Source organism: Rhodococcus sp. NPDC059968, from assembly GCF_042738615.1.
Lineage (GTDB): Bacteria > Actinomycetota > Actinomycetes > Mycobacteriales > Mycobacteriaceae > Rhodococcus_F.
This window is the reverse complement of sequence record NZ_JBHWUE010000010.1, coordinates 1-16,500: the sequence shown is the minus strand read 5'-3', so window position 1 is coordinate 16,500 and position 16,500 is coordinate 1. Positions and strand designations below refer to the sequence as shown.

The following is a 16,500-nucleotide window of genomic DNA, read 5'->3' as shown; positions in this document are numbered from 1 at the left end:
GAACCGCCGCGCTGGGGAGAGACTCGTCGGTAGGCTTCTCCCCGACGATCGGGAGGTTGACGATGGTTGGTGCAAGACCGGATCCCGGTCCGCGTGAAGTCCGGAAGTGGCGCCGCTACCTCGCCGACGAACGTGCCGAGGCGGCCGTCTACCGCGACCTCGCGAAACGCCGGACCGGTGAGGAACGCGAGATTCTGCTGGCGCTCGCCGACGCCGAGGGACGGCACGAGGCGCACTGGCGCGAGTTGCTCGGCGAACACGTCGGCAAGCCCGTGCGCGGTGACGTCCGCACACGCATCCTCGGTGTGCTGGCCCGGCGGTTCGGATCGGTGTTCGTGCTCGCACTCGCGCAGCGTGCGGAGACCCGGTCGCCGTATCCGACGGACGTCGACGCCACCGACGCCATGGGCGCGGACGAGCGCATCCACGAAGAGGTGGTGCGGGCGCTGGCGGCGCGCGGGCGAAATCGTCTGTCCGGCACGTTCCGTGCCGCCGTGTTCGGTGCCAACGACGGCCTGGTCAGCAACCTCGCCCTCGTGCTCGGCATCAGCGGTAGCGGCGTCGACAATCACATCGTCCTGCTGACCGGGCTCGCCGGTCTGCTCGCGGGGGCGTTGTCGATGGGCGCGGGCGAGTACGTGTCCGTGCGGTCACAGCGTGAACTGCTCGAGGCTTCGGCACCGGGGCAGGGCGCCCGTGAGGCGGTGCCGCTCCTCGACGTCGACGCGAACGAACTCGCACTCGTGTACCGGGCGCGGGGCATGCCCGCGGAGGACGCCGAGAAACGCGCGGCCGACGTGCTGCGGAGAGCCGTTCAGCCCGAGCCCGTTTCGGGTACGGAGGCCGTCGACGAGCACGAGGCCATCGGCACCGGGCTCGGTGCGGCCGCCGCGAGTTTCTGCTTCTTCGCGTCCGGTGCGGTGATCCCCGTGCTTCCGTACCTCCTCGGCATGGAAGGCACCGCCGCGCTCATCGTCGCGGCGGCGCTGGTCGGCGTCGCGCTGCTCGGGACCGGTCTGGTGGTGGGATTGCTGTCGGGTGGACCCCCGGTCAAACGGGCGCTACGCCAGCTGGCAATCGGGTACGGCGCAGCCGCCGCCACCTACCTGCTGGGCATGCTGTTCGGGACAGGCGCGTAGCACCCGTGCGCCTTTCTGGTTGCCGGAACTACCAGAAAGGCGCACGAGCGGCGGAGCCCACCCGATGTCGAATCTCCGCAGCTGGGCCATCCGGGAAATGCCGCGGTCGACCTGCAGTCGCAGGGGATCGGCGAGAGCGGCCAGGACGGAGACAAATTCGAGCGTCTACCGCCGGATCGGGACGGAAATGTTACCGCCAGGTATGGCGTGTGGGAACCGGCGAGCGTACAAGGCGATGTTATGTTCCCCCCGCCGGGAGTGGCCGGAGTTGACGGAGGGGTCGGGGATGTCGAAGAGGTGGGTCGCGTCGGTCGCGGCAGTGGCGATCGGCTCGGGCATGATCGCCTATTCGAACCAGAGCGCTGCCGTCGCGGAACCCGAGCCGGTGTCCAACGGCATTCCCGGCAGCGGTTCCTGCGCGAGCGAGGTGTCGAACGAGACGCACTCGCTGATTCCGGAGAAGCTCGAGATTCCGATCCCGTACCCGAAGATCACGACGGTGCCGTATCCCGCTCCCGTCACGGATCCTGTCCGCGTCTCGCAGGCGTTGCCCGCCGACACGTGCACCGATCCGTGCCCCGACCTCACGGACGAGACCGACAAGGCCCCGGGCAACCTGTCGAGCGTGCTGAACATTCCGGACGTCAGCGTGAAGTTCACGCCCTTCCACTTCGGCATTCCCGTCCCGGGCGCCGACATCCAGTTGCCCCCGCGGCCGCCCCTCGTGCACCCGGCGACCGAGGAGGCGCCGCGCAGCGCGGCCCCGGCAACCCCGAAGATCGGCGACGTGACCCGCGTGGCCAAGGTGACCGGGTCCGGTTCCGTCAGTCGCACCGACAAGCGTTACCAGGTCAACGGCACCGACCTCGGCATCATGTGGGAGAGCGCCCCCGACCAGATCGCCGTCGCGTTCGGCGACACCGTCGGCAAGGGATTTCAGCCGCCCGGTGGTCAGGGCGACGACTGGCGCAGCAACGTCCTCGGTTTCAGCTCCGACCGCAACCTGTCCGACGGCATGAGCCTCGACAGCATGGTGCAGGACAGCCGGTGCCACGCGGCGGAACTGCTCGACAGCCGCAAGCTCGACAACGTGGAGATCACCACCATCCCGACCTCCGGTTTCGCCGTCGGGAACCGGCAGTACATGAGCTACATGTCGATCCGCACCTGGAACAGCATCCCCGCGACGTGGTGGACGAACTACGGCGGCATCGCCTACTCGGACGACGGTGGCTCGACGTGGACCAAGGATCCGTATGCGAAGTGGGACAACATCTTCGGGGTCACCAAGTTCCAGGTCGCGTCGATGGTCCCGGCGGGCGACTTCGTGTATATGTTCGGCACCCCCAACACGAGGCTCGGAGCCATCGGCCTGGCCCGTGTCCCGGCCGCCGACGTGCTGAACACGTCCGCGTACCAGTACTGGCAGAACGGCAACTGGACGCCGGTCGGTGGCTACACGGAGGCGACGCCGATCGTGGACGCGCCCGCCGCCGAATTGTCCGTGCGCTACGAGGAGGCCACCGGCAAGTGGCAGATGGCGTACCTCGACACGTCCCAGGCGGCGATCGTTCTCCGTGAGTCCGACTCGCCGCAGGGCGTCTGGTCCGGCGGGGCACCGATGGTCAGCGCTGTCGAGTACCCGGAACTGTACGGCGGCTTCATCCACCCGTGGTCGAGCGGCGACGATCTGTACTTCACCATGTCGACGTGGTCCGACTACAACGTCTTCCTCATGAAGGCGGATCTAGGCGCGTAGCGCCCCGTGCGCCTTTTTGGTAGCTCCGGCAACCAGAAAGGCGCACAGGCCCGGAGGGCCCTACAGCAGGCCGTGGCGGGGCGGGACGGTGCCCGACAGTGTCCACCTGCCGATGTGCTGGATCTTCCACCGCGTGGGGTCGTGCAAGGTGTGGGTGCGGGCGTCGCGCCAGTACCGCGACAGGTTGGACGCCTCCGACGCACTGCGGGTGCCGCCCAGTTCGAACAGCACGCTCGACGCCTCGAGGGACGCGCGGGCGGCGGCGACCTTGGCTGCGGCGGCGTCGATCGAGGCGACCGCGGCGCTCTGCTCGGTGAGGTCGCGCCGCGCTGCGTCGATGCTGCGCGCACCCTCCCCGAGGAGTGCCGTTGCGGACCGGACGGTGACCGCCGCCTCTCCGGCCAGCTGGATCAGCAGGGGATCGTCGACGGCGTCGGTGACGCCCGCCTCGAAATAGGGCCTTGCCTGACGCGCGGATCGCACGCCTTCGTTCAGCGCTGCTGCGGCGATCCCGGCGTCGATGGCGGCGTGCAGGATCTGGGCTTGCGACCCGTACGTGGTGGGTGTGTCGAAGATGGGGGAGAACGGCACGACGTGGAATGCGGGCACCCGGGCGGCGTCCAGGGTGACGGTTCCGCTCGCCGTGGTCTTCTGGCCCATGCCGTCCCAGTCGTCGACGATCGACAGCCCGGCGGCGGTGCTCGGCAGGTAGGCGACGGCCTTGGCGGGTTTCCCTGTCGGCGTCGTCGTCCCCGGCAGGGTGGCCCGTACTGCGATCCAGTCGGCGAACAGTGCGCCCGTGCTGTAGTACTTGCGACCGTCGACGACGAAGTCGCCACCCTGCTCGGTGAGCGTCGTGGCGTCGATGTCGATCGTCTTCGTTCCGCGCTCGCTCTGGGCGTTGGCGAACCGGCGCCCCGCGAGTACCTCGGAATAGAAGAATTCCTGCTGCGCCGGCGTGCCCTGGTGACGTAGCACCTCGAGGAACGTGTAGTGGCTGTGCGGGATCTGCGCGATGCTCGGATCGCCCTCGGCCAGAAGGCGGAACACTTCGGCGAGGGTTTCGGTCCGCGCGTCGATGCCACCGTGCTCTCGGGGAACACCGAGTGCGAGCAGCCCGGACGCGGCGAGAGCGCCTACCTGTTCGTAAGGGAGTTGCCGTCCGGCATCGCGAGCCGCCGCCTCCTCGGCGAATTCTGTGGCGAGATCGGCAGCGACGGCGAGGGCTTCCGCCTCGTCACTGATGCGGTGGGCGCTCTGAACGGCGGTCATGCCTGATCTCCCTGTACTGCGGTCATGCCGTCGAACCTCACACGGACCCGCGAGCCGGGTGAAGGGTTGTACGCGCGCTGATCGGAAGGGTGGGCGTGCGCTGCATGGGCGGGTTGCATGCTGGGTATGTCAACCGAACACATCGCTGAGCAGATCAAGTTCGCCTACTGGGTGCCCAACGTCAGTGGCGGGCTCGTCACGTCCGACATCGAACAGCGGACCAGCTGGGATTACGAGTACAACAAGAAGCTCGCCCAGACCGCCGAGAACAACGGTTTCGAGTACGCGCTCAGCCAGGTCCGGTACGAGGCCAGTTACGGGGCCGAGTACCAGCACGAGTCGACCAGCTTCAGCCTCGCACTGCTGCTGGCCACCGAACGGTTGAAGGTGATCGCTGCCGTCCACCCAGGTCTGTGGCGGCCCGCGGTGCTGGCGAAGCTGGGCGCCACGGCCGACCACCTGTCGAACGGCCGGTTCGCCGTCAACGTCGTGAGCGGCTGGTTCAAGGATGAATTCACCCACCTCGGGGAGCCGTGGCTCGAGCACGACGAGCGGTACCGGCGCAGCGCCGAGTTCCTGCAGGTGCTCCGCAAGATCTGGACCGAGGACGACGTCGACTTCCGTGGCGACTTCTACCGCATCCACGACTTCACCCTCAAGCCGAAGCCGCTGAACACGCCCGACCGTCCGAACCCCGAACTGTTCCAGGGCGGCAACTCCGCCGCCGCGAGGCAGAACGCGGGCCGGTACTCCGACTGGTACTTCAGCAACGGCAAGGACTACGACGGCGTCACCGAACAGATCGTCGACGTGCGACGGGTGGCGCGCGAGCACAACCGGGAAGTGAAGTTCGGGCTCAACGGGTTCATCATCGCCCGCGACACCGAGAAGGAAGCGCGCGACACCCTCCGCGAAATCATCGAGAAGGCGAACAAGCCCGCGGTCGAGGGATTCAGGTCCGCCGTCCAGCAGGCCGGCGCGTCCACCGCCGACAAGTCGGGGATGTGGGCCGACTCCACGTTCGAGGATCTCGTCCAGTACAACGACGGATTCCGCTCCCAGCTGGTCGGTACGCCGGAGCAGATCGCCGAGCGCATCGTCGAATACCGTCGTCGCGGAGTCGACCTCATCCTGGGCGGTTTCCTGCACTTCCAGGAGGAGATCGAGTACTTCGGCGCCAACGTTCTGCCGCTGGTCCGCGAACTCGAGGCGTCCGAGAGACTTGCACCCGTGAGCGGTTAGCGAGTCCAGGGACTCGTCAACCGCGCACGGGTGGCGGAGCCGCCTACAGGTGCCGGGCCAGCGCGCGACCCGCGGCCCGGCCCGAGAAGATGCAGCCGCCGAGGAAGGTGCCCTCGAGTGCGCTGTAACCGTGGACGCCGCCGCCGCCGAATCCGGCGACCTCACCGGCCGCGTAGAGACCCTCGAACGGTGTGCCGTCGGGCCTGATCACTTGCGAATCGAGGTTGGTTTCGAGGCCGCCGAGGGTCTTGCGGGTGAGCAGGTGCAGCCGGACCGCGATCAGCGGCCCGTTCTTGGGGTCGAGAAGTTCGTGGGGGCTCACGACGCGGGTGATCTTGTCGGCCAGCAGATTCCGTGCGTTGTGGATCGCCATGATCTGGAAATCCTTGGTGTAGCTGTTCTTCACCTCCCGGTCGCGGGCCACGATTTCGCGTTCGAGGTCCTCGTACTTCAGCGGTGCCTCGGGGGTGAGGGCGTTCATGCCGTCGACGAGGTCGCGAAGATTGCCGCGGACGACGAAGTCCGCACCGTGCTGCTTGAACGCCTCGACGGGACCGGGTGCGCCCTTCTTGAGGCGTTCGGCGAGCAGTTTGAAATCGCGGCCGGTGATGTCGGGATTCTGCTCGGAGCCCGACAGCGCGAACTCCTTCTCGATGATCTTCTGGTCGAGGACGAACCACGTGTGGTGGTGGCCGCTGTTCATGATGTGATCGAGGGTTCCCATGGTGTCGAAACCGGGGAAGTTGGGGCTGGGGAGGCGTTTGCCGTTGCCGTCGAACCACATCGACGACGGTCCGGGGATGATGCGGATGCCGTGGTTCGGCCAGATCGGGTCCCAGTTCTGGATGCCCTCGGTGTAGTGCCACATGCGGTCGCGGTTCACGATGTTGCCGCCGGCGTTCTCGGTGATCTCGAGCATGCGGCCGTCGACGTGCGCGGGGACGCCGGCGAGCATGTTCTCGGGAGCCTTGCCGAGGCGGGCGGGCCAATTCTTCTTGACCAGTTCGGGATTGCCGCCGATGCCGCCGGACGTGACGACCACGGCCTGCGCGGAGAATTCGAATTCCCCGACCGCGGTACGCGAACTCTTCACACCGCGTGCTTCGGTGGACGGTTCGAGGACGGTGCCGCGCACGCCGGTGGCGGCGCCGTCGGTGACGACGATCTCGTCGACCTGGTGACGGTGCTTGAACGTGACGAGGCCCCGCTTCGACGCGGCCATCACGCGCGTGAGGAAGACTTCGACGACACCCGGACCGGTGCCCCAGGTGATGTGGAAGCGCGGAACGGAATTGCCTTGTCCGAGAGCGGATCCGCGTCCGCGTTCGGCCCACCCGACGTTCGGCATCAGACGCAGCCCGAGGTCGTGCAGGTACTGACGCTTCTCGCCTGCCGCGAATTCGACGTACGCCTGGGCCCACAGCCGCGGCCACTGGTCTTCGCGGGCGCGATCGAACGCGGCGGTGCCCATCCAGTCCTGGATCGCCAGTTCGTACGAGTCCTTGATGCCGAGGCGCCGCTGTTCGGGGCTGTCGACGAGGAACAGGCCGCCGAGCGACCAGAAGGCCTGCCCGCCGAGATTCGCGGAACTCTCCTGGTCGACGACGAGGACCTTCCGGCCCGCCTTGACCATCTCGTAGGTGGCGACGAGTCCGGCCAGTCCGGCGCCGACGACGATCACATCAGCCTGTTCGGTCACGAGGACCCCTCTTTCCGGTGTGTGTGGGTGTGGGTGGTGTCGGTTTCGGTGTACGCGGCCACGATGTGGGTGAACAGTTCGAGACGCAGGTCCCGGGCGGACGCGTCGTCGTCCTCGATGAGGCACTGGACGCTCGTGCCGTCGTGCAGGGCCACGAGCGCGCGGCCCAGCACCCGGGGATCGCCGACGACGCGCCGCCCGAGCCGGTGCAGCGCCTTCTCGAGGATCGGCACGATGGTCTCCAGAATCGTGTCCTCACGCGCTGCGAGGGCCTTCTTCAGCGACGGGTTGCGCAGGGCGTGTGCGGTGAATTCCGCGTTGATCCGGTACCACTGGTCGTCGACGGGGACGACTCCGAGCACCAGTTCGGTACCGGCGCGCAGTTTTTCGGCAGGCGTGAGCCCCGAGAGGTCGATGCTCGACGAGTCGGCGGCCACCCGGATCTGTGCGAGCATCGCGCTCGAGCGCTGTTCCCACATGGCGAAGAACATCTCGTCCAGCGAGGCGAAGTTGGAGTAGAAGGCGCCGCGGGTGTAGCCGCCGCGTTCGCAGATCTGCTCGACCGTCGACCGGCCGAAGCCGTTTTCGGCGAACACCTCGACCGCGGCGTCGAGCAGACGCCGGCGAGTCTGGCCTCGCCGTTTCGTCACCCGGCGGGGTGTGTCGGTGGCAGGCTCGGAGGAGCGCGCCGGTGACGTCGGCATGGTCCCTCCTCCGATCGGGTCGACAGCAGCCGTCGATACACTAGCGTATCGGATACACCAGTGTATCGAACTTGGCTGTCAGAGCCTGTTCGGAGAGTTCGGCGGTCTCAGAGGTAGAGGTCCTGCTTTCGGATCAGAGCCGTCGCCACGACGCTGACGACCGAGGTGGCGACCAGGTATCCGCAGGCCAGCCAGGGAGTTCCGCCGCCGACGGCGATCAGGGCGGTGAGGATCATCGGCGTGACGCCCGACGCGTAGATCCCGGAGAACTGATACACCACGGACAGACCGGTGTACCGGATCTCGGTGGGGTACAGGCTCGCGTACAGCGTGCCCTGCGCCCCGTAGAAGAGTGCATGGATGACGCCGAACACCAGCACCATCGCGACACCGAACAGGATGAGATTCTCCGTGCCGAACAACCCGAACGCGGGGAAGACCGCGAGTCCGTAGGCCCCGATCCCGATGAGGTAGATCCTCTTGGCGCCGTACCGGTCGACCAGCAGACCGGAGAACGGCAGGAGCACGGCCATGACCGTCGAGGCGACGGTGACGACCAGCAGGACGGGAATCTTCGCGAACTCCAGGTTCTTGGTCGCGTACGTGATCGCGAAGACACCCCACGTGTTGAACGCGGCGCCTTCACCCCAGCGAGAGAGCAGGCCGAGGACGGTGCCCCGGCGCACCCGGCCGCGGAACACGTCCTTCAGTGGAGCGGAGGAGCGCTTCGAGAGGTCGTGCACCTCCTGGAACGCCGGAGTCTCCTCGACCTTCAGCCGGACCACGAATCCGACGAACACGAGGATCAGGCTCAGCAGGAAGGCGATTCGCCACCCGTAGGAGAGGAACTGGGCGTCGTCGAAGATCACCTGCAACGCGGCGAAGACGCCGGTGCCCAGGGCCAGCCCCAGCGCGAGTCCGATCTGGGGGATGCTGCCGAAGATGCCGCGCTTCTTCGCGGGACTGTGTTCGACGGCGAGGAGCACTGCGCCCGCCCATTCACCGCCCAGTGCGAACCCCTGCAGGATGCGCAGCAGGAGCAGCAGGATCGGCGCGATCACCCCGACCTGCGCGGCCGTGGGCAGCACACCCATCAGAGCGGTGGCGATGCCCATGATGAACATGGTGAGCGCGAGTGTCTTCTTGCGTCCGATGCGGTCGCCGATGTGGCCGAAGGCGACTCCGCCGATCGGCCGGACCACGAAACCGACCGCGAACGTGGCGAACGCCAGCATGGTGCCGACGAACGAACTCTGATCGGGGAAGAACAGCTGGTTGAACACCAGGCTGGCGGCCGTCGCGTAGAGGAAGAAGTCGTACCACTCGACGGTCGTCCCGAGGAGGCTGGCGGCGACGACGGTGCGGAGCCGCTTGCGCCGCTCGAGGTCGGATTCGGTCGAGGATGTGTACGGGGCGTCGGACAGCGTAGTCATAGCGCGGCGACCGTAACCCTGCTCGCCGCGGTCGGGCACTACTCCGAATCACGGTGATCGAAACCCTCGCGCGCCGGCTTCGTCGTTGTTGAACTGTCCTGCGCTGCCCATCTGTCGTCGACAAGAGGATCGCGCGTGTCTCTGCATTTCCACTGGTTCCTTCCCACCTACGGTGATTCCCGCAACCTGATGGCGGGTGGTCACGGGAGTTCCATGGCAGGAGACCGTCCGGCGACGCTGCGGTATCTCAATCAGATCGGCGCGGCGGCGGAGTCGAACGGCTTCGAATCGGTCCTGACGCCCACGGGTGCGTGGTGCGAGGACGCGTGGCTCACCACGGCCATGATGCTGGAGACCACCGAGACGTTGAAGTTCCTGGTCGCGCTGCGGCCGGGCCTGCTCAGCCCCACGCTGGCCGCACAGATGGCGGCGACGTTCCAGTGGCAGTCGCAGGGGCGGCTGTTGCTCAACGTCGTCACCGGCGGTGAGGACCACGAGCAGCGCACCTACGGTGACTACCTCGACAAGAACCAGCGCTACGCCCGCTGCGGCGAGTTCCTCGACGTCATCCGGCAGCTGTGGGCGGGAACCGGACCGGTCGACTACGCGGGCGACTACCTCCGGGTGGAGAACGCCCAGTTGCAGCGCATCCCCGACCCGGTGCCGCCGATCTTCTTCGGCGGGTCGTCGCCGGCCGCGGGAACCGTCGCGTCCCAGTTCGCCGACACCTACCTCACGTGGGGTGAGCCGCCGAGCGCCGTCGCCGGGAAGATCGCCTGGATCCGCGACCTCGCGGACGTCCAGGGCCGCACGCTCGATTACGGCATCCGGCTGCACGTGATCAGCCGCGACACGTCCGAGGAGGCGTGGGCCGAGGCCGATCGCCTGCTCTCCGCGCTCGACCCGGCGACGGTCGAGCAGGCGCAGCAGAGTCTGGCCAGGTCGGGTTCCGAAGGCCAGCGCCGCATGCGTGAACTGCACGGCGGCGGGAGCGCCTACTCGAAGGAGGCTGGAGCGCGCGCCCTCGAGGTGGCCCCGAACCTGTGGTCCGGTGTCGGACTGGTCCGCGGCGGCGCAGGCACCGCGCTGGTCGGCTCCCACGAGGAGGTCGCCGACCGCATTGCCGAATACGCGGCGCTCGGGCTCGATCACTTCGTCCTCTCCGGCTACCCGCACCTCGAAGAGGCCTTCAACTTCGGCGAAGGGGTCCGGCCGATCCTCGAACGTCGCGGGCTCGTGCAGTCGCGTAGTCACCGCCCCGGCGACCTGTCCGGGTCGACGGCGTTCCTGTCCTCGAGTCGGTAGTCACTGCCAGACTGAGGGCATGCCAGCAACTGCGCGAGTGCCGAGGGAACTGCTCCCGCACCTGCGCCGTGCCCGCGACCTCGCCGACCGTGACTACGCGCAACCGCTCGACCTCGGCGAACTGGCGGCGACGGCGGGGGTGTCGAAGTACCACTTCCTCCGTTGCTTCGCGGGGGTCTACGGCAGGACTCCGGGCGTCTATCTCGCGGAGCGTCGCGTCGAGCGCGCCCAGGACCTGCTACGGTCGACGAACCTGACGGTCACCGAGATCTGCCACCTCGTCGGGTACACCAGCGTTGGGTCGTTCAGTGCCAAGTTCCGTCAGCTGGTCGGCACGTCACCGTCGGTGTACCAGGCGAAGTTCGCCGAGCACGGGGCGCCGCGGATCCCCGGCTGCTATGTGTTCATGCACGGGCTGAGCGACAGAAATGCCGCAATTTCCGAGAAGCGCAGGCAGTCGCGCCGGACATAGGTTGGTCGCATGATCACCAATGTTTCTCTCGTCACCCTGTGGGTCACCGACCAGGACGACGCCAAGAAGTTCTACATCGACACGCTCGGTTTCGCCGAGGGCACCGACGTCACGATGGGCGACGGGTTCCGGTGGGTGACGATCCTGCACCCCGACCACCCGGAACTCGAGGTCACGCTCATGAAGCCCGGGCCGCCGCTCGACGCCGACATGGCGGAGGCGATCCGCCGGTCGCTGGCCGCCGGAACGATGGGCGGTTTCGGGCTGACAACCACCGACTGTCATCAGACGTACGAGGATCTGGTCGCCAAGGGCGTCGAGTTCACCCAGCCTCCGGCCGAACGCCCCTACGGCGTCGAGGCGGTGATGCGGGACAACTCCGGCAACTGGCTGGTGCTGGTGGAGAAGCGTGCGTACACCGGCGAAGACTTCCCGCACTGAGCGATAGGGGTCAGCGCGCCCGGTGGCGTCGCACGGCGTCCCGGTTCGCGCATTTCGGCGAGCAGTACCGCTGACGGCCGTTGCGGGACGTGTCGGCGTAGATGGCGGTGCACTCCTCGAGTGCGCAGCGGCCGAGCCGGTGCATGCCGCGGCCGACGAGGTGCAGTGCGGTGCCGACCGAGAACAGCGCCTCGAGCACGCCCGCCAGCGACTGCTGGTCGTCGCGGTAGTGGAGGTGCCAGCCGTCGCCGACGTGGTTGGTCAGTCGCGGGTAGGCGGACGCCTTCGTGAGCATGAGGTTCACCTGTTCGGCCCGGGCTTCGTCGCTCGTGGTGTCCGCGATCGACGACCACTGGTCCAGCATCGCGAGCACGTCGGCGAGGTCGTCGTCGGTGACGGGGAAGTCGACGACGATCCCCGCCTCGACGCACCGGTCGATTAGTTCGCCGGTGGAGTCGGGCTTGTGATTGGCGAGGTCGGCGGCGAGTGTGACCGCATATTCGCCGTAAGGGTTGAGATGCACAATGCCATTACATCACGCTGGGTGCATGAACGGACATCACGAACACGATTGGCAGGAAGTATCTCGGCATCGGACGAGCACGGGAGTCGTCACCTACCTCGGCTGCCCGTGCGGGCGGTGGCAGTTATCGCTGGTCGAGGCGTCGCTAGAGGAATCTAGCCATATCTACGTTCGATCGCAGATCTGAATAGATTTGCCTACGAACCGCCGTGTGCGGGGTCGAGGGTCTGGCGTTTTCGGGATGCGGCGCACATAATCACCACGTGAGCCAAGTTACTGTTACTCCGAGTTCACTCATTCTTGCCCAATCGGGCGGAGAGGGTGGCGGTGCGGCGTTCGACCAGATCATCGGGATCACGGTGGCGACGGCGATCATCACCGTGGGTCTGCTGTGGATCGCGTACCTGCACCGCACACGCAGGATCACGTGGCTACAGACGACCGCCGACACGGCGGCACGCGCGCTCGACCGCCCCCCGTGGGTGGCCCTGCCCCTGGTGACTTTCGTCGGGACCATCCTGACGGCGTTCTTCGGCTTCATCTGGGACGTCAGCCTGCACATCGGGCGAGGCCGCGACGACGGGCCGCTCGCGAACCCCGCGCACTACTTCATCCTCGTCGGACTCTTCCTGCTGTTCATCACCGGAATGCTGGCGATGATCCTGCCGCGCGACGAGAAACCCGGTCCGGCAGCAATCAAGATCACCCGCACCTGGTACGTCCCGGTCGGCGGCGTCCTGGTGGCCGGTGCGGGGCTGTACGCCCTCATCGGGTTCCCGCTCGACGACGTCTGGCATCGCATCTTCGGTCAGGACGTCACGCTGTGGGGGCCGACGCACCTGATGCTGATCGGCGGTGCGGGACTGTCGCTGATCGGCGTCCTGCTCCTTGACTACGAGGGCCGGATGGCGACCCCGGGTGACGCGAAGGAGGACAGCAGGCTGATCTGGTTCCTGCGGTGCGGCACGTTCGGTGGCCTGCTCATCGGCCTGTCCGTCTTCCAGATCGAATACGACTTCGGCGTCGAACAGTTCCGCCTCGTCCTGCAACCGATGATGATCGCCGGCGCGGCCGCGTTCACCCTGGTGGCGGCGCGCATCGTTCTCGGACCGTTCGCGGCGATCGTGGCCGTGGCGGTGGCCGGCGTGGTGCGCGCGATCACGGCACTGATGGTGGGACCGGTTCTCGGCGCCCCCACGAACGTGTTCGAACTGTGCCTCGGCGCCGCCGTGCTGATCGAACTGCTCGCCCTGACACCGCTGATCAAGAATCGGGTGGCCTTCGGTGCCGTCGGCGGACTCCTCGTCGCGACGGTCGGGCTGTGGCTCGAGTCGCTGTGGATCGGCGCCGTATACATCTACCCCTGGCCCACCAGCATGTGGCCGGAGGCGCTGGTCATGGCCGTGCCCGTGGGCATCGCGGCCGGTGCCTGCGGAGCGCTGCTCGGACGGGTGCTCCGATCCGAGGGACTTCCGCGCCCCGCGATCAGCCGCACCATCGTCGTCGCCACGGTCGTGGTGATCGCCGGGGCCACCGCCAACGGACTCGTCGCGACCGTCCCGGAGAACGCCACGGCGACAATCGCGCTCACGGAGGCCGCCCCGGACGGCGGCCGGATGGTCGACGCGGAGGTTCGCATCGACCCACCCGATCTCGCCGGCGACAATCCTGAATGGGTGTCCATTCTGTCCTGGCAGGGCGGACCCGGACTGGGCAACGGTTTCACGGTCGACCGACTCGAACGCACCGGGCCCGGCGCCTACCGGACTCACGAACCTGTGCCGGTCCACGGAACGTGGAAGACGTTGCTGCGCGTACAGGACGGGCGCACGATGACAGCCGTCCCCATCTACCTGCCCAGCGACCCGGGCATCGGCGCCGAGGAACTCCCCGCCGTCGCATCCTCGACCCGCGACTTCGTCCCGGAGATCACCATCCTGCAGCGGGAGCGGAACTTCGACCACCCGTCCTGGCTGTTCGGTGCCGCGTCGCTGGTCGTGCTCGTGTGCACTCTTGCGCTGATCACCGCGCTGGCCTGGGGAGCGGGCCGGATCAGCAAATACACGCAGGGACAGGCGACCACCGGCACCCGCGAGGACGTGAAGGTGACATGAATCCGGTGAACGACCCGGGCGTCGTCTACCTCGCCGATCACTCGGTGCTGCTGGCGATTCCCGCGTTCGTCCCCGCCTTCCTGGTGGCCGGCCTGGTCATCTACCTGGCGGTCCGGGACCGCAAGGCGGAAGCCGCCGAGAATGCCGAGAGTGCGAAACACGGCCCGAATGAGAAAGACGAGGAAAATTAGTGATCAGGCGGTTGGCCGGAGTTGTCGTGGTACCTGCTGTCGTGGTCGCTCTGGTGTCGGGCTGTGGAGGCGAGAGCAACACGCCGGCAACGGAGGACGGTGCCGTGATCGACGTCGTGATCGCCAGCGGATCGGTCACGCCGAACAACGAGCGCATCGAGGCCACGGTGGGGGAGACCGTCACCGTGCGGATCGAGAGCGACGCCGACGACGAATTGCACGTGCACGCCGTGCCGGAGCATTCGTTCGAGATTCACCCCGGAACGCAGGAAACCCAGTTCTCCGTGGATGTTCCGGGCCAGGTGGCGGTGGAGTTGCACGACACGGGTAAGACGGTGGCCACCCTGCTCGTGCGTCCATGACCGTTGTTCTCGCGCACGGCCTCGGCGGATCCACCGACCTTCCGATCCCGTTCACGTATGCGCTGATCGGGGCGAGCTGGGCGCTCACCGTCTCGTTCGTGGTCCTGGCGTTCGCGTGGCGCACCCCGAAACTGGATCCGGACAGTCCGGGTCGCAGACTGCCGGGCTGGGTGACGCGATTTGCCGACGCGCCGATCACGCGTAACGTGCTGGCGGCGTTCGGTGTGGTGTTCGCGGTATGGGTGGCGCTCGCCGCGTTCTTCGGACCCGCGGCATCGTCGGAGAATGCACTGCCGGGCGTGTTCTACGTGCTGCTCTGGGTGGGACTGGTCGCGGTGTCGCTGGCGTTCGGACCGGTGTGGCGAGTGCTCTCCCCGGTCCGCACGCTTCACCGGTCGGTGTGCGCGGCGATCGGGCGCTCGCCGGCGGAAGGCAATGCACGATACCGCGACTCGTGGGGGTATCGGCCCGCGGTCGCGGGACTGTTCGCCTTCGTCTGGCTCGAACTCGCCTCCGCCGACCCGGGTTCCGTTGCCGCCGTGCGTACCTGGCTGCTGGTCTACGTCGTGGTCACGACGGCCGGGGCCTTCGCGTGCGGCGAGCGCTGGTGTGAGCGGGGCGATCCGTTCGAGGTGTACAGCACGCTGGCCTCCCGGCTGTCTCCGCTGAGCCGGGACCGGCACGACGGCCGGATCGTGCTGCGCAATCCGCTGGGCCACCTGGGTTCGATGCCCGTTCGCGCCGGATCGGTGGCGCTGATGGCAACGCTGCTGGGATCCACGGCCTTCGACAGTTTCTCGGCGTTCCCGTGGTGGTCACGGCTGGTGGACGGAATCGGATCCCCGATCGGCGCCACCCTCGCACGCACCGCCGGGCTCCTGGTCTTCATCGGCTTCGTCGGGGTGTCGTTCTGGGTGGCCTCGCGGGCCACGGGTGGACTACGGCCCGAACAGCGCGCCGCTCTCCCGGGGCTGCTGTCGCATTCGCTGATCCCGATCATCATCGGCTACGTCTTCGCCCACTATCTGACGTATCTGGTGGAGAAGGGGCAGGCGACGGTGATCCTGCTGGCCGACCCGATGGGGCGCGGATGGAACCCGCTGGGGCTCGGTGACGCCGAGGTCTGGTACGTGCTGTCCGAGCACCCGGCCGCGACGGCATCGATCAAGGTGATGTGCGTCCTCGCCGGACACGTACTCGGAGTGATTGCGGCACACGACAAATCCGTGCGGGTCCTGCCCCGGGGTCATCAGCTGACCGGGCAGCTGGCACTGCTGTTCACGATGGTGACATACACCTTCGGTGGGCTGTACCTGCTGTTCGGCGGCTGACGACCCCGGCGTGCGTCAGCGTGCGAGGACGACCGCCGCCTCCGCGGTGAGCGAGGCGAACGTGAACGTCTCTTCGAGGTAGAGCGTGACCTCGGTGGCGGTGTGGCTGTCGTAGCCGATCGACAGATCCGTGCCGAGGGTCAGCTGGTTGTCGCCGCCGCGGGTGGACAGCACGTAGCCGCCGCTGATGGCGGGTGCCCAGATGATGTCGCCGGTGACCAGGTCGCGCAGGTGGTGGAACACGGGATGCCCCTCGTCGCGGGTTTCGCTGACCGCGGTGTACGCGTCGGCGTCGAGCACCACCGAATACGGTCCCTCGACACCGGCGAGTCGCAGCGCCGACAACGCGGACGCGACGGCGTCGGGGATCAGCAGCGGATCCTCCGGCAGACTGAGAACCGGGTTGTCGCTGGACGGCCCGAGTCCGCGGATGCCCGCCTCGTCGAATCCCTGGAAGATCGACTGGTCTTCCGCGAACGCGACGGCCTTCGCCGCGTCTTTGACGGGCTGCCA

16 protein-coding genes are annotated in these 16,500 nt (G+C 67.5%); 10 read left to right on the top strand and 6 right to left on the bottom strand.

What is annotated here, in order from left to right; genetic code table 11:
• Positions 1–62 precede the first annotated feature (62 nt).
• Entirely contained in the window at positions 63–1,139 is a 1,077-nt protein-coding gene (locus ACFWAY_RS11875) for a VIT1/CCC1 family protein (RefSeq protein WP_378454266.1), read from the top strand.
• 286 nt (positions 1,140–1,425) lie between these two features.
• Positions 1,426–2,898 carry a DUF4185 domain-containing protein gene (locus ACFWAY_RS11870; protein WP_378454265.1) on the top strand — a complete coding sequence of 491 codons (1,473 nt, stop codon included), beginning with the start codon at positions 1,426–1,428 and terminating at the stop codon, positions 2,896–2,898.
• A 60-nt stretch (positions 2,899–2,958) separates the two neighbouring features.
• On the opposite strand, the gene ACFWAY_RS11865 is transcribed toward ACFWAY_RS11870, so the two are convergent.
• Positions 2,959–4,170, bottom strand: a complete 1,212-nt coding sequence (locus ACFWAY_RS11865) for an SfnB family sulfur acquisition oxidoreductase (protein ID WP_378510741.1) — start codon at positions 4,168–4,170, stop codon at positions 2,959–2,961.
• 126 nt (positions 4,171–4,296) lie between these two features.
• Between ACFWAY_RS11865 and sfnG the strand changes: the two genes are divergently transcribed.
• On the top strand, positions 4,297–5,412 hold the full coding sequence (gene sfnG, locus ACFWAY_RS11860) for a dimethylsulfone monooxygenase SfnG (protein ID WP_378510740.1): 1,116 nt from the start codon (positions 4,297–4,299) through the stop codon (positions 5,410–5,412).
• A 43-nt stretch (positions 5,413–5,455) separates the two neighbouring features.
• Here sfnG and ACFWAY_RS11855 read toward each other — a convergent pair whose 3' ends face one another.
• The 3 genes from ACFWAY_RS11855 to ACFWAY_RS11845 form a co-directional block, all read right to left on the bottom strand.
• Positions 5,456–7,111 (bottom strand): FAD-binding dehydrogenase, encoded by a 1,656-nt coding sequence (locus tag ACFWAY_RS11855; protein ID WP_378456028.1) that lies wholly within the window; start codon positions 7,109–7,111, stop codon positions 5,456–5,458.
• Positions 7,108–7,815: a TetR/AcrR family transcriptional regulator gene (locus ACFWAY_RS11850; RefSeq protein WP_378456027.1), complete on the bottom strand. Its 708-nt coding sequence runs from the start codon at positions 7,813–7,815 to the stop codon at positions 7,108–7,110. The genes ACFWAY_RS11855 and ACFWAY_RS11850 overlap by 4 nt, the downstream gene beginning before the upstream one ends.
• A 107-nt stretch (positions 7,816–7,922) precedes the next feature.
• On the bottom strand, positions 7,923–9,248 hold the full coding sequence (locus ACFWAY_RS11845) for an MFS transporter (protein WP_378510739.1): 1,326 nt from the start codon (positions 9,246–9,248) through the stop codon (positions 7,923–7,925).
• A 135-nt stretch (positions 9,249–9,383) separates the two neighbouring features.
• Here ACFWAY_RS11845 and ACFWAY_RS11840 point away from each other — a divergent pair, with 135 nt between their 5' ends.
• Genes ACFWAY_RS11840 through ACFWAY_RS11830 form a run of 3 tightly spaced genes read left to right on the top strand, consistent with a single transcriptional unit; the run spans position 9,384 to position 11,466 of the window.
• Positions 9,384–10,553, top strand: coding sequence for an LLM class flavin-dependent oxidoreductase (locus tag ACFWAY_RS11840; RefSeq protein ID WP_378456025.1), 1,170 nt, complete (start codon positions 9,384–9,386; stop codon positions 10,551–10,553).
• A 19-nt stretch (positions 10,554–10,572) separates the two neighbouring features.
• Complete coding sequence (locus tag ACFWAY_RS11835; RefSeq protein WP_378510738.1) at positions 10,573–11,025, top strand: helix-turn-helix domain-containing protein; 453 nt, start codon at positions 10,573–10,575, stop codon at positions 11,023–11,025.
• A 9-nt stretch (positions 11,026–11,034) separates the two neighbouring features.
• Entirely contained in the window at positions 11,035–11,466 is a 432-nt protein-coding gene (locus ACFWAY_RS11830) for a VOC family protein (RefSeq protein WP_378510737.1), read from the top strand.
• A 10-nt stretch (positions 11,467–11,476) separates the two neighbouring features.
• On the opposite strand, the gene ACFWAY_RS11825 is transcribed toward ACFWAY_RS11830, so the two are convergent.
• Entirely contained in the window at positions 11,477–11,989 is a 513-nt protein-coding gene (locus ACFWAY_RS11825; RefSeq protein WP_378456022.1) for a CGNR zinc finger domain-containing protein, read from the bottom strand.
• A gap of 263 nt (positions 11,990–12,252) precedes the next feature.
• Between ACFWAY_RS11825 and ACFWAY_RS11820 the strand changes: the two genes are divergently transcribed.
• From ACFWAY_RS11820 to ACFWAY_RS11805, 4 genes are read left to right on the top strand one after another with little or no spacing between them, the layout of a single operon-like run.
• Positions 12,253–14,103 carry a hypothetical protein gene (locus ACFWAY_RS11820; protein WP_378510736.1) on the top strand — a complete coding sequence of 617 codons (1,851 nt, stop codon included), beginning with the start codon at positions 12,253–12,255 and terminating at the stop codon, positions 14,101–14,103.
• Positions 14,100–14,294, top strand: coding sequence for a hypothetical protein (locus ACFWAY_RS11815; RefSeq protein ID WP_378456020.1), 195 nt, complete (start codon positions 14,100–14,102; stop codon positions 14,292–14,294). The genes ACFWAY_RS11820 and ACFWAY_RS11815 overlap by 4 nt, the downstream gene beginning before the upstream one ends.
• Positions 14,294–14,656 carry a hypothetical protein gene (locus ACFWAY_RS11810; protein ID WP_378456019.1) on the top strand — a complete coding sequence of 121 codons (363 nt, stop codon included), beginning with the start codon at positions 14,294–14,296 and terminating at the stop codon, positions 14,654–14,656. Before ACFWAY_RS11815 ends, ACFWAY_RS11810 begins: the two co-directional genes overlap by 1 nt.
• Positions 14,653–15,987, top strand: a complete 1,335-nt coding sequence (locus ACFWAY_RS11805) for a hypothetical protein (RefSeq protein ID WP_378510735.1) — start codon at positions 14,653–14,655, stop codon at positions 15,985–15,987. The genes ACFWAY_RS11810 and ACFWAY_RS11805 overlap by 4 nt, the downstream gene beginning before the upstream one ends.
• Positions 15,988–16,002: 15 nt before the next feature.
• On the opposite strand, the gene ACFWAY_RS11800 is transcribed toward ACFWAY_RS11805, so the two are convergent.
• Positions 16,003–16,500 (bottom strand): family 1 encapsulin nanocompartment shell protein (locus ACFWAY_RS11800; RefSeq protein WP_378510734.1); only part of this gene is annotated, 498 nt, incomplete at its 5' end.